The sequence below is a fragment of the Psychrobacter sp. KFRI-CH2-11 genome, from assembly GCF_038239325.1.
Taxonomy (GTDB): Bacteria; Pseudomonadota; Gammaproteobacteria; order Pseudomonadales; family Moraxellaceae; genus Psychrobacter; species Psychrobacter celer.
The window spans coordinates 557,982-571,667 of the sequence record NZ_CP151283.1; the positions used below are offsets into that span (position 1 = coordinate 557,982).

General features: G+C 50.3%; 11 protein-coding genes. 9 read left to right on the forward strand and 2 right to left on the reverse strand.

Features of this window, described 5'->3' with window-relative positions:
- Nucleotides 1-30 precede the first annotated feature (30 nt).
- On the reverse strand, nt 31-1,581 hold the full coding sequence (gene murJ, locus AADH33_RS02365; RefSeq protein ID WP_348549437.1) for a murein biosynthesis integral membrane protein MurJ: 1,551 nt from the start codon (nt 1,579-1,581) through the stop codon (nt 31-33).
- A gap of 144 nt (nt 1,582-1,725) precedes the next feature.
- Nucleotides 1,726-2,325, reverse strand: coding sequence for a 1,6-anhydro-N-acetylmuramyl-L-alanine amidase AmpD (gene ampD, locus AADH33_RS02370; RefSeq protein ID WP_348549438.1), 600 nt, complete (start codon nt 2,323-2,325; stop codon nt 1,726-1,728).
- A gap of 142 nt (nt 2,326-2,467) precedes the next feature.
- Here ampD and AADH33_RS02375 point away from each other — a divergent pair, with 142 nt between their 5' ends.
- The 9 genes from AADH33_RS02375 (at nt 2,468) to AADH33_RS02415 (ending at nt 13,626) form a co-directional block, all read left to right on the forward strand.
- Entirely contained in the window at nt 2,468-4,570 is a 2,103-nt protein-coding gene (locus AADH33_RS02375) for an Lnb N-terminal periplasmic domain-containing protein (RefSeq protein ID WP_348549439.1), read from the forward strand.
- Nucleotides 4,571-4,579: 9 nt separating this feature from the next.
- A complete protein-coding gene (locus AADH33_RS02380) occupies nt 4,580-5,416 on the forward strand; it encodes an SDR family oxidoreductase (RefSeq protein WP_348549440.1) in 837 nt (278 codons plus the stop codon).
- Between the two features lie 105 nt (nt 5,417-5,521).
- A complete protein-coding gene (locus tag AADH33_RS02385) occupies nt 5,522-6,526 on the forward strand; it encodes a hypothetical protein (RefSeq protein ID WP_348549441.1) in 1,005 nt (334 codons plus the stop codon).
- A gap of 58 nt (nt 6,527-6,584) precedes the next feature.
- Entirely contained in the window at nt 6,585-7,292 is a 708-nt protein-coding gene (pyrE, locus tag AADH33_RS02390; RefSeq protein WP_348549442.1) for an orotate phosphoribosyltransferase, read from the forward strand.
- Nucleotides 7,293-7,404: 112 nt separating this feature from the next.
- Nucleotides 7,405-8,376, forward strand: coding sequence for a glutathione synthase (gshB, locus tag AADH33_RS02395; protein ID WP_348549443.1), 972 nt, complete (start codon nt 7,405-7,407; stop codon nt 8,374-8,376).
- Nucleotides 8,377-8,669: 293 nt separating this feature from the next.
- Nucleotides 8,670-9,755 carry an undecaprenyldiphospho-muramoylpentapeptide beta-N-acetylglucosaminyltransferase gene (murG, locus tag AADH33_RS02400; RefSeq protein WP_348549444.1) on the forward strand — a complete coding sequence of 362 codons (1,086 nt, stop codon included), beginning with the start codon at nt 8,670-8,672 and terminating at the stop codon, nt 9,753-9,755.
- 97 nt (nt 9,756-9,852) lie between these two features.
- Complete coding sequence (gene murC, locus AADH33_RS02405) at nt 9,853-11,292, forward strand: UDP-N-acetylmuramate--L-alanine ligase (RefSeq protein ID WP_348549445.1); 1,440 nt, start codon at nt 9,853-9,855, stop codon at nt 11,290-11,292.
- Nucleotides 11,293-11,460: 168 nt separating this feature from the next.
- Nucleotides 11,461-12,429: a D-alanine--D-alanine ligase gene (locus tag AADH33_RS02410; RefSeq protein ID WP_075100742.1), complete on the forward strand. Its 969-nt coding sequence runs from the start codon at nt 11,461-11,463 to the stop codon at nt 12,427-12,429.
- A 405-nt stretch (nt 12,430-12,834) separates the two neighbouring features.
- On the forward strand, nt 12,835-13,626 hold the full coding sequence (locus AADH33_RS02415; RefSeq protein WP_075100450.1) for a cell division protein FtsQ/DivIB: 792 nt from the start codon (nt 12,835-12,837) through the stop codon (nt 13,624-13,626).
- The last annotated feature ends 60 nt before the right edge of the window (nt 13,627-13,686 follow it).

Here is a 13,686-nt window from a genome sequence, read left to right on the forward strand (position 1 = left end):
AGGCTTGTTTTGGTTTGGTAAAGGCGTCGTTTAGCCGTGTTTGAGCTGGCGCGGACGAAAGCCTGTGGCCAATAAGACCACGCCATAGACCGCTGCGCCCACCGCACACATGATGAGCAGAGCAATGATACGCTGCCACTGCGCTTCATCGGTTGGAAAATAAGGCAGCATGACGTACAGGGCGGCAACCATGGCACTTGTAGCAATCGCAAACTGAGCAAACAGTTTTTTCCAATGACTACCAAAGCGAAAAATCTCACGCTGATACAAGAAATAATACAACAAGCCGGCGTTGACAAAAGCAGCACCTGTGGTGGCTAAGGCCAATCCGCCATGTAGCGGCATCTCTAAAAAGTAAAAAATACCGATAAAAACCACGCTAAAAATCATATTGGCAAAGACAGAGATAATACCGATTTTTACTGGGGTTTTGGTGTCTTGCCGCGCAAAAAACGCAGGTGCAAAAATCTTAATCAGCATAAAGCCTAAAATACCACCCGCCATACTACGCAGCGCCAGCGCGCTCATTTGTGAATCACGTAAGGTAAACTCACCGCGTAAAAACAGTGCCTGCATGAGCGCATCGGCTAAGATAAATAACGCCGCCGACGCTGGCACGCCCACCAAAATAATCAGACGTGCCGCCCAGTCGATGGTTTTTTTAAAGCTGACATCGTCTTTTTGCGCTTCGCTCTTTGATAAGCTGGGCAAAATCACCGTCCCAATCGCCACGCCGATGAGCCCAAGCGGTAGCTCGCTCATGCGCTCGGCTGCATAGAGCCAAGAGACTGAGCCGCCTATCATCAATGAGGCAAAGACGGTATTGAGCAGCAGATTAATCTGGGTGACCGAGACACCAAAGATAGCTGGTAGCATCAGCTTTAGAATACGTCTGACCCCTTCATGCTTAAAGTCAACCTTGGGCGCGACCAGCAGCTTTTGTTGCCAAAGCTGCGGCAGCTGTATCAAAAACTGTAGCAATCCTGCGATAGCCACTGCATAGCCGAGCGCCATGATCGGTGTATCAAACATCGGCGCGAAAATCAGCGCACCACCAATCATGCACAAGTTTAATAATACGGGGGCGAAGGCTGGTGCGGCAAAGCGGCCATAGCTTTGTAGGATACCGCTGGCAAAGGCGGTCATAGAGATAAACAACAAATACGGAAAAGTCAGGCGCAGCAGCTCAGCGGTGATGGCAAACTTATCGGGTTGGTCAGCAAACCCTGGGGCAAACAGTGTCACCACCCATGGCGCGATTAAAATCACCAGCACCGTCAGCATGGACAGCACCAGTAGCAGCGCCCCTGAGGTGCGACTGACCAAAATTTGCACCTGCTGTAGGCTATATTTTTCTTTATACTCAGACAGCACAGGGACGAATGCTTGGCTAAAAGCGCCTTCGGCAAACAGACGCCGCAAAAAGTTTGGAATCTTAAAAGCGACCAAAAAGGCATCCATCAGGCCACCTGCGCCAAACACGCCCAATAACACCACATCACGTACCAAGCCTAAAATACGAGACAGCATGGTCATGCTACTGACGACCATCGTAGAGCGAAATAACCGACTTTTTGCCATAAGAACCTGTTTTGCTATGTTGTTTACTGATAAGGGGTTGCTGATAAGAAGTTACTGAGTGATGGGTGTCAAAAAACTGACAAATTATAGCACTTTCGTTATCGAGATAAATGGAACGACTGTGGAAATGCTACCAGCCAGCAGCTATCCTGCCATTTGATGAGCAATAAGCTCACGCAGCCGCGCCCATTCAAAAAACTCGCCTGGATCGGTCTTGCGTCCAGGGGCGATGTCGCTGTGTCCAGTGATGTGACGGCGGGTGTTGGGGTAGGCGCTATATATAGCCGCGACGACGGCTGCAAGCGTGTGGTATTGCGCGGCGGTAAAGGACACAAAATCAGACCCTTCAAGCTCGATGCCGATGCTATAATCATTACACTCAGGTCGCCCAAGGTAGCTGGACCTACCAGCATGCCACGCGCGCTCATTGAAGTTGACAAATTGCGTAATTGCTCCATCACGTTCTATGAACAGGTGCGCTGACACTTCAGCACCTTTGATCGTCTGAAAATACGGATGGGCGTCCCAGTCCAACTGATTGGTAAATAGTGCTTTGACATAATGCACACCATCAGAGCCACATGCGCTAAACTCGTTGGGCGGTAGACTGATATTGTGAATGACAATGGTGTCAATGGTGGTGTGCTCAGGTCGCTTATTAAAATTGGGTGATGCAAGCCAAGTGGCAGCCGATAGTAGACCATCATCGATAGTCATGGATGATGGGATGGTTGAGCTGGGCATAATGTTCTCTTTATATTGTCGTTTTCGTTATAAATAGGTTGAGCGCAGATGTCAGATGTATGGCATCGATGATGATGGTTAGCATATTTAGTTGTTATTTAGATTTATATTCACTCATATGATAACGGGCGAGAGTTTCCTCATGTCTACAAAGCCGAGTTTTTCTGTAAATTGTACCTCAAGCGCTACTCGCCTGCGAGCGTGCTGCGTGCGTGCACGTTTGCCTTTTGCAGTGGCAGCGCTGCTACTCTCAGCGCAAGTGCAGGCTGTGCTGCCGATGCCTGCGTCTTTGGTGATGACAGGCGAGCTGGCGGCTGCGCCAACCATCACGGCTGATATTAGCCAGAGCCTAACGCCGCAGACTGATGGCACCCTGCCTAGTCAAAATAGCGAAGCCGAACAACTATTAGCCACATGGCGTCAGCAGGTGCAAGCGCACAGTCTGGCTGAGCATACCACTTGGCGGCGATTGTTGTACTTTTTGGATGATAAAAAATCGCTCTTTAATAAGGGCGCGTCCAAAAGCCTTATCGATAGTCCTACGTTTTTCCTCAGCACTGACGGCCAGCACGACGCTGGCGCTGAGCTGGATGCGCTGCTAGTGGCCTTGGCCGAGCAGAGGGTCGCACCGCCTGAGTCCAAACCCCGCAGCGATGCACAGTCAGCTATTTGCCGCTTTCCTGCGCGCACACACTGGCTCACTCAGAGGCTAGGCATTGATAGCTCAAGCTTGCAAGCGGACTGCCCTGAGCTGACAGAGTGGATGGCGATGCTAAACCCCGAGCAGCTGTCCATTGTGTTTGCTGAGGAGTACTTGGACAATCCAATCTCCGCGTTCGCCCATACCTTGCTACGTATCGACTCACCGATCAGCGCTGCTGATCCCAGTCAGATTCACCATGCTTACGCCCTCAATGACACCGTCGATGGCGACCCTGACGATGCGTTTGCCGTTTATGCCATTAAAGCCACCAGCGGCGGTTATAATAATAGAATTGAGATTGACCCTTATCCCGAAAAGCTGGCCAAATATCTCAAAGACGATGAGCGTGACGCGTGGACGTATCAGTTGGATTTGACACCCGCAGAGGTACGGCAAATCATCCTGCATGTGTGGGAGACTAAGGATTTAGACATTCCTTATTATTTTACCACGGACAACTGCGCCTCTGAGATTCTGCGTCTGATCGATGTGGTGCGCCCCGAGCAGGATTTGCTCAGCCAGCTGCCTTATGTGGTCATTCCCTCCGATGTGGTCAAGCTGCTTGATGAGGAGTCTTTATTGGCAGATGCTCGCTATACCCCATCTGATAGTACCGTGCGTCAAGCCGAGCTAAATAAGGCCAAGGCGGCCGCACTGGGCTATCAAAATCTCACCAATGATGACGCGAGTAATATTCAATCAGCCGCGCGCAATGTGGCATCGAGTATCTCAGCTGGCGATAAAAAGACCATCATAGATCATGGCATTATCGCCTCGGACAACAACCCAGTTGATAGGCATCCATTGCAAGTGGCTCAGATTGGCGTAGGTCAGCGCGGTGATAACGGCTACCTTGATGTGGGGATGCGTTTGGGATTCCATGATACCTTGGATCGCGCTGCAGGATTTCCGCAGTTTTTTAATCTAGAGGCACTGGCTGCGACCGTGCGTTTTTATGAGACAGACAACAGTAAAGACCATGAGCCAGATCGTGTGGTGTTAGAGAATTTTACAATACTACGAGGTCGCTCTTTTAATCCTGTCAATACCGCCAAGCAAGGAAAAACGTGGGGCGCCAGTGTCGAGGCGACCCGCGTAAATGATGGCTCGCAACCATCAGGGCGCGATCACTTGGTCGGTAGCGCCGGCTATGAGACGGGCTGGTCGTGGGCGCTTAGCAGCCCAAAAGCTGGTAGCGGAGAGATGCCGCCGCAGCTATGCTACGCCCTATTGTCAGGGAAGGGGCAAACAGGCCGCGGCATCCATAAAGGCTTTCGTATCGGTGCTGGGGTCAATGCAGGCTGTGACTATCAGATTAACAATCAGTTACGCGCGCAGGCCCAATTGCAATTGCCATATTGGTATCATGGCAGCAGTGACGACCCAGACGTTCGCAGTCATTATTGGCAGCCAATCTCAAGCATCGGCCTACAGTACGATATCGATAAAAATCAAGCAGTGCGCATCAATGCCAGCTATGAGTGGCAGGAGCGTATCGACGCCAATGACGATATACAGCTGTCATACCGACGCTATTTTTAAGGATATAAAATGAGTATGCACCTACTGATTATCGGACAAGGCGACATCGGACTGCCCGTGACCAATAAACTGGCGCAGGATGGTTTGTCAGTTACCGGTCTTGCTCGCCGCACCCGCGAGCACTATGATTTAAATGATCAAGCAAGCTTTATGCAAGCAGATGCCTTGTGCTTGCGCGCTGATGAGCTACAAGGCTTTACCCATCTGGCGATTATCGTCACGCCCGATGACTACTCAGCCAGCGGTTATCAAAACAGCTATTTGGCGATTGCTCAGCATGTAGCCGCGCTGGCCGAGCAACTACCACATCTGACGCGCGTTGTGTTTATTTCGTCAACGGGCGTTTATGGGCAGGATGGCGGTGAGTGGATAGACGAAGAGACAGTGCCGACCCTGCCTAAGCGCGAAGCTTCGCAAATTATCTTGCAAGCAGAAAAGGTACTGCAGCAAGGCTTTGGTGATCGCGCCATTGTCATTCGCCCGAGTGGTATCTATGGGCGCGAGCGTCTGATGCGCCTGCGTCAAGCCCGTGATCCGCAAAAAAAGCCCGTCGCCGCCGCCCACTGGAGCAATCGTATTATGGATAGCGATTTGGTCAATATCATCGTCAACGTCTTGACCATTGCTGCGCCAAAGCCGCTTTATATTGCGACGGATTATGCGCCAGTCACCACCTTGGAGCTTGGTGTTTGGCTCAGTGCGCAAGTGGGAGAAGCACCGCCAGCGATAGCGGATGAAAAAACCGCTGTCACGGGCAAGCGTCTGCACAGCAATATACCATTAGCGTGGCTTGATTATCCTGACTGGCAAGTAGGTTACCGTGATATTTTGCGCCATCAAGCGTAAAATAGCCGTCTATCGTCAACCCTATCGTTCAGTTATTTTAAAACCGATACAGCACAGTTGGTACTTATTTCGCGCTTATCGTTTTTTATTATTGATGGAGATTTCATGACCCAGCCTTCTACTTCTGAGAGCCGCTTATCTACTGCAAAGCACGCAGCAGGCGACATGCTGGCAGAAGGCAATGCTGAGCGCTCCTCTACGTTGCCTGATAGTCAGCAGCCTGCCATCGTGCACCCTAATTTTGACCCAAGCCAAGCGCCGCTCGATCCTGCACGGCCGCTGAGTGATATTCCAGAGCCAGCGCGGCGGCTAAACGGTCAGCTGCGCCGGCTTTACGGCAACTCTGCGCGGTTCTATCAGCCTTGTACCAGCGGCTTATCGAAGTGGGCGCTGATTGCCTCTGAGGCGTTGGCTGAGCATTTGGCGCTATTACAGGCAGCAAAGCTTGTCGAGCTGCCTGACAGCTTTTATCAAAACCACAGCGAACAGCCGCTACTATCGCCGCTAAGTGGCATGATACTGTTGGATATGGCCGATATCCATCAGGCCATGCGCGCGTATCCAGCGCTCCATCGTTATGGTTTTGCACCTGCTGATCGCTCGGTAAAAACCCACCAAACAAGCGCAGGCTTGCCTGAGAAGACCAAAACCTCTACCGCCTCTTTGCGCGCTCTTATCAAACGTTATAATCCTGACGAGTTACTAAGCGATGCCTATGCTGATGACTGGCAGGTGATCTTGCAGCCGCAGCAGTTTGAAACGGGCGAGGGCAGCTTGGCCACCGATATCATGGCGTGCAGCGCGGCGGTTCATGCGCTAAAGCAGTGCCAGACACGTAAAAGTATCAATCAAAGCTATAGTGCGGCGCAAGTGTGCCAGTACGTACGCAGCTATTTACTCAGTCAGGTAATCTGTGAGCCTGCGCAGCGCCATGTTTATAGGCAAATTCGAGTGTTTGCAGGTCATATCGTGGTCGCCGCTTACCATTTGGGCTGGGACATACAAGTCAGCCACGACGGTCACTGTTACTTTAACCTCTCATCGCGTAATGGCTTATTGATGCGTTATCCCAATATGCAGGATTATGCCATCAACGGTTGGTCAAGCTGATCAATAATGCGTACAATAACGCCACTTTTTTGCCTTTTTTTGCCTATAGGAATATCTCATGCTAAATGCTGCAACTGCTGACGCCCAAACCGCCTCTTTTTCTTCACATCAATTTATTCAGCTGGCGCTTGATAACCAAGTGCTTAAGTTTGGCGAGTTCGTCCTAAAGTCTGGTCGTATCAGTCCCTATTTTTTTAATGCAGGCTTGCTGGCGACAGGTGAGATGTTGTCTTTGCTGGCACGCGGCTATGCAGATGCTTTGGCGGCACAAATGACCGAGAGTGACGAAGCGGATATGCAAGAGTTGGTCATCTTTGGTGCGGCTTATAAAGGCATCCCTTTCGTTGCTGCCACCGCGCAAGCGTTGTGGCAGCATCACGGTATCAACGCCAAATGGGGCTATAACCGCAAAGAAGCCAAAACACATGGCGAGGGCGGTAACTTGGTGGGTGCAGATGTCAGCGGTAAGGCGGTCTGGGTGCTCGATGATGTGATCACGGCTGGCACAGCGATGCGCGAAGTGGTCGAGATACTCGAGCAAGCGGGCGCCAGCGTGGCAGGTATTATCGTGGCGCTTGATCGCAAAGAAAAAGGCCAAGGTGAGCACTCTGCTATCCAAGAGCTGGCCGCGACGCTAAACGTACCAGTACGAGCATTGGTCGATATCGACGATCTGATCAGCTATTTGGCAGCGGCAAACGGCCAGTACAAAGACGCCACCCAACTTGCAAAAATGCAGCATTACCGCGCGCAGTACGGTGTATAGTTGGTCATTATCGTTATAGTGACTGCTGCTCTGTGATTGACAGTATGCATATCGACTGTATATCAGTTATATATCAGCGCGCCTAAACCATCTAATATAAATGAGTCTTATTATGAGCCAAGAAAATCAAAAAAAATCCTTACACATACTGGTCATCATGGACCCTATCGAGCAGGTCAATTATAAAAAGGACACCAGCTTGGCGATGATGTGGGCGGCTCAAGACCGTGGTCATACGCTTGGCTATTGTCAGATTCATGATCTGTGGCTGGATCGCGGTCAGTTGATGGCCGATACCCAGCCTGTGACCGTCAAACGTGATCCGGCAGATTTTTATAGCTTGGGCGACAAGGCCACAGGCGCGATCAGTGATTTTGATGTGATTTTGATGCGTAAAGATCCACCGTTTGACATGCGCTTCATTTATGCCACCTATATGCTGGATCATGCCAAAGCGGCAGGCGTATTGGTGGTCAATGACCCACAAGCGATTCGCGACTGTAATGAAAAGCTGTTCGCCACTTGGTTTAGCAGCTATATGAGTCCGACGATTGTGACCAGCAAACAGGCACACATTCGCCAGTTTATCGCCGAGCAACAAGACGTCATCGTCAAACCCTTAGACGGCATGGGCGGCACCGGTATTTTTCGCCTGACCGCTGACAGTCCAAACATCGGGGTGACGCTAGAGATTTTGACTGAGCTTGAGACTTTGCCGATCATGGCGCAGCGCTACTTACCTGAGATCGCTGAGGGCGATAAGCGTGTGCTCATCGTCGATGGCGTGGTGGTTGATTATAGCTTGGCACGTATTCCAGTCAAAGGCGAGACGCGTGGCAATCTTGCGGCCGGTGGTAGTGGGGTGGCGATGCCGCTCACCGATATGGAGCGTCAAGTGGCAGAGGTCGTCGCGCCCATCGTCAAAGAAAAAGGTCTTATGTTTGTCGGGCTTGATTTGATCGGCGGCCGTATTACAGAGATTAACGTTACCAGTCCGACTTGTGTACGCGAGATTGATGACCAGTGTGGCACCGATATTGCTACAGATTTGATTATCGCAATCGAGCACAAGCGCGCTCATTAAACAAAGCAGTAACGATAGCGTAATTTATTACTAAAGTATGTGCACAATGAGAAAAAAACCTTGTGCTAAGATGGGGCCGAAAAATGCGCCTCTAAGCACATACTAATAACGCCCAAGCCGTGATTTTTCATGGCTTGGATTTTTGTTATGAACTGTGCATAAAGTACTATATATCAGCCCATAATTTACACTATACTATGCCAGCTTTCGGCGGCTCGTTTTGGACGGTGGGCCATGACCACGATAGGACAATAAGTGCTTCATATAAATACAAAAAAGATAGGCAGGGGTTCATGAAAACACCGCATATACTAATGATGGCTGCTGGGACAGGTGGCCACGTGTTTCCGGCACTGGCCGTTAGTGAAGAGCTGAGCAAACGCGGCGCGGTGATTCACTGGCTGGGCACGCCCGCTGGTATGGAAAATCGCTTGGTCGAGCCGACAGGCTACCGCTTTCATGCAATCGATATGCAGGGTCTGCGTGGCAAGGGCGTTGGCCGTCTCTTAAAGCTGCCGGTGACCCTGCTCTCGGCGACGATGGCGGCTATCAAAGTGATTCGTAGCAATCAGATCGATATGGTGGTGGGTTTTGGAGGCTATGTCACTGCGCCTGGCGGTATTGCAGCGCGTTTGACCAAAACCCCACTGATCATTCATGAGCAAAACGCCATCGCTGGTATGAGCAATCGCTATTTGTCCAAGATGGCAACCAAGGTGCTACAAGCGTTTGAAGATACATTTGCCAATAGCCAGCAGGATGCTAAGCTTGAGACTGTGGGCAACCCTGTGCGCAACGCCATTACGGGCGTCACAAAGCCTACTGAGCGTTATGATATCCACGACAGCACGCCCCTAAAGCTATTAGTAGTAGGCGGATCGCTGGGTGCACAAGCGCTCAACACCAATGTGCCCAAGGCTTTGGCGCTATTAGATCAGCCGTTTGATGTGCGTCATCAATGCGGCCGTAATAATGAACAAACGACGCAAGTGGCCTACGATCATGAGGATTTGAGCCAGCACACGTTTGTGGTAAAGCCTTTTATCGATGACATGGCCGCCGCCTATAATTGGGCAGATGTCATCGTATGCCGTGCCGGCGCTTTGACGGTCACTGAGATTCAAAACGTCGGTATTGCGGCGATTTTTGTGCCATTGCCACACGCGGTGGATGACCATCAAACCGCCAATGCCCGCACGTTAACGGACCACGGTGCTGCGATTTTATTGCCGCAGTCTGAGCTGACCGCGCAGCGCTTGAGCCAAGAGCTGGCGGCACTGGATCGCGCGACGTGTTTGGAGATGGCCAAGAAAGGCCACGCGCTTGCCAATCGCCATGCCAGCAAGCAGGTTGCTGATATCATTTGGCAAACGTTATAGTTTTTATCGTGGTCAGCGACAGGCGTTGAGGCTGATTGTCTTAATCCGTTATTTTGACTTACTCTATTTTATTTGCCTTTAACCAAGAGAATCTCTTATGTCTACCTCTGAAAAATCTCTACCCAAGCGTTTGATCGAAATACCAGAAATGCGCCGTATTCAACATCTGCATTTTGTCGGTATTGGCGGCTCGGGGATGTGCGGTATTGCAGAGGTGATGAACAATCAAGGCTATCAGGTCAGCGGCTCTGATATTGCTGACAGTGTGGTGACGCGCCGCTTACAGCAGATTGGTATCGATATATCGATTGGGCATGACTCTAAAAACATCGCCAACGCCGATGTCATCGTTGTGTCCTCCGCGATTGATCGGAGTAATCCTGAGGTTAAAGCAGCGTTAGAAGCGCGCCTGCCTGTGGTGCGCCGTGCTGATATGTTGGGCGAGCTGATGCGTTATCGTCATGGTATCGCGGTTGCGGGTGCACATGGCAAGACCACCACCACCAGCTTATTGACCACAATGATGGCAGAGGCGCAGCTAGACCCGACCTACGTCATCGGCGGTAAACTCAATGCGTCTGGCAAAAACGCCGCGCTCGGTAGCAGTCGTTATTTGGTGGCCGAGGCCGATGAGTCAGATGCGTCGTTTTTGTCCTTGCATCCGATGGCAGCGATTGTGACCAATATCGATCAAGACCATATGGACACCTACGAAAACAGCTTTGATAAGCTCAAATCGGCTTATATTCAGTTTTTACAAAACATGCCGTTTTATGGTTTGGCTGTGGTTTGCGGTGATGATCCTGAGCTGTATGCGATGATTGATGATATTGGCCGTCCAGTATTGACCTTTGGGCTTGAGCCTTTTAATGATGTGCAAGCGATCGATGTGGTGAGTGAAGGCACCAAGACGCATTTCACCGTATTGCGCCGCGACCGCGAGCCGCTGCGTCTGACCTTAAACATCCCTGGCATCCATAACGTCTACAATGCGCTGGCCGCTATCACCATGGCGACCGATGAAGGCGTCGATGACGAGGCGATTACTCGCGCTTTGCAAAAGTTTGAAGGCGTTGGTCGCCGCTTTGAGCAGCACGCCGCTGTGCCTATCGATGAGGGCGATGTGTTACTCATCGATGACTATGGCCATCATCCAAAAGAAGTCGATGCGACGATTAAAGCGGCGCGCCAAAGCTTTCCGGATCGCCGCTTGGTGATGCTGTTTCAGCCGCACCGTTATACCCGCACACGTGACTGCTATGATGAGTTTGTCGAAGTGCTCTCAAGCGTCGATGAGTTGTTGTTATTAGAAGTTTACTCTGCAGGCGAAAATCCGATTGCTGGTGCTGATACCAAATCCTTAGCACGCAGTATCCGTCTGCGCGGTGAAGTCGAGCCGACGATTATCGATAAGGACAATCTAGCCCCTGCTATGCAGCGTTTATTAAAGGCCAATGACATGCTGATCACTCAAGGCGCTGGTAATGTTGGGCAGATTGCCATCGACTTGGCCGCAAACAACCTTTATATCCAGTAAGCTAAAAGACCTTTAGGAATTATCCTCATGACGATACAAACTCAGCAAGACACTCCAGATAGCCTAGCAGAGACGCTAAAACAAGATGAGCCTATCATTGAGGATAAAACCATTATCATCAACCCAGAGCCAGCCATCGCAGCAGCGGCACAAGCAGGGAAGAGCAGTATGGAAAACAAACAATCAACCAAAGAGCAGTCATCAAAAGCGGTGACCTCTAAAGTCAAAAATGCCAGTGAATTTGGTAAAGTGGCCGTTGTTTATGGTGGCAGTAGCAATGAGCGCAGCGTGTCGTTAGACAGCGGGGCTGCTGTCTTGCAAGCTTTGCAAAACCAAGGCGTTGATGCCACCCATTTTGATCCTAAGTACCAAGACATCACCGAGCTTCGTCAGTATGATCGCGTGTTTAATGTCTTGCATGGCCGCGGCGGCGAAGACGGCTTGCTACAAGGCGTGCTGCAATGGTTCGATATTCCGCAGACAGGCTCAGGTATTTTGGCCTCGGCACTGGGTATGGATAAAGTACGCACCAAGCAGTTATGGCAAGGGTGCGGCTTATCAACCGCGCCGTTCTCATTATTGACAGCCGACACCGATTGGCAGCAAGTGGTCAATATGCTGGGTTTGCCGCTCATTATCAAACCGGTGCATGAAGGTTCAAGCATTGGCATGACCAAAGTCAACAATCTCGACGAGCTACCGGCCGCCTATGCAACAGCCGTGCAGTGCGGCGACGCGGTCATGGCAGAGCGTTGGATTACTGGCCGTGAGTTTACCATCGTGATCATTGATGACGAGGCCTACCCTGTGATTCGCCTTGAGCCTGCCGATATCACCAATTTCTATGATTTTGAGGCCAAGTACAATCGCAACGACACCAGCTACTATATCCCTTGCGGCTTAAGTGCCACCGACGAAAAGCACTTACAAGAGCTGAGCCTTGCCGCGTTCCGTGCCGTCGATGCCAAAGGCTGGGGCCGCATCGATGCCATGCAGGATGAGGCGGGCAATTTTTGGCTGTTAGAAATCAATACAGTACCTGGGATGACCAGTCATAGCTTGGTGCCGATGGCTGCAAAAGCGCGCGGTATGGATTTTGACGCGCTGTGCTGGCATATTTTGTCTCAGACTGTTTAGCAGGGTTTATCAAAAGCCGTTTTACCCAAAAGTCTGCAAGGCATGAAAACGGATAATGTATCGCTAGCGCTGCTGTGTCATAGCTTCATGTAAACTTGTGTAAATTCATAGTCACTCTTTGGGGTTAGGCTATTGTTTGACCACAAAATACGTTAATATTGTAATTATTGGGTTGTTTTGGTGATATTTGTGTTTTTTATGATCAGCTGTCATAAGTCGTTCATAAAGTAAGAAAAATGTTACATTTAACAGAGCATGAGCGCACTATAAATGTCGTTTTCTCCCAAGTATTTGCTAACCTACTATTTAAAAGGTTTGCACTTAAACGGTTTGCAACATTGATGAGCCAATTTATATCAACAAACAGCATGAGCAATCTATGCAAATATAGGGAAAAAGGTCGTTATGGCTCAAACCGTCAACGAGGCAACTGACTTGATGAGTGATAAAACCCGTCGCCCGACCTCTAGTTTTCAAGTACCGACTTCGGTTAGATACTTATTTATGGTCTTGGTACTAGGTTTGTTGGTACTGATACTACTGATGGGCGGCAAGGCGCTGCGAGATGCCCCGCCAGCTGCTATTCATGTGAGCAATCAGGGCTTGACCGTGACGCAGTATCGTTCGCTCAGTCAAGTGATGAATCAGCAAAAAGTCAGTAGTTTTTTTACCTCTGATTTGCAAGCGCTCAGAGATATCGCAACCGGGCTAGCATGGGTCGATCAAGTGAGTGTCTCACGCGATTGGCAACGCGGCATCGTGGTGACGGCACTGCCCAAACAAGCGATTGCAAACTTTGGTACAGAGCGACTGGTCGATGCAAAAGGCGCGGTTTTTGTGCCTGCTGATAGCAAAGACCTGGCGCAAGAGGGTTTTGCGACGCTGCAAGGTGAGATATCACAAGCACCAGTCATCATGCAGCAAATGCAGCAAGTCAACGACTGGTATGCGCCGCTAGGTATACAGGTCGAGGACATCATCTTATCACCCAGAATGACGTGGCTGATTCGTTTTGATAATGGATTGCGAGTGATTGTCGATAACGAAAATACGGCGCAAAAACTGCTTAATCTGAGTCAATTACTGGCCAATCAATTAAGCGATCGCCGTGATGAGATACAGTCAGTGGACTTGCGTTACAAAAACGGCTTTACCATCTCTTGGGATATCAGCGCGCCACCAGCGCGCTCATCGTAATCGGTGATGATATTGAGTAAAAAATGATAAGAGCCGGCTCAGAAAGAAGAGCATGAGCGG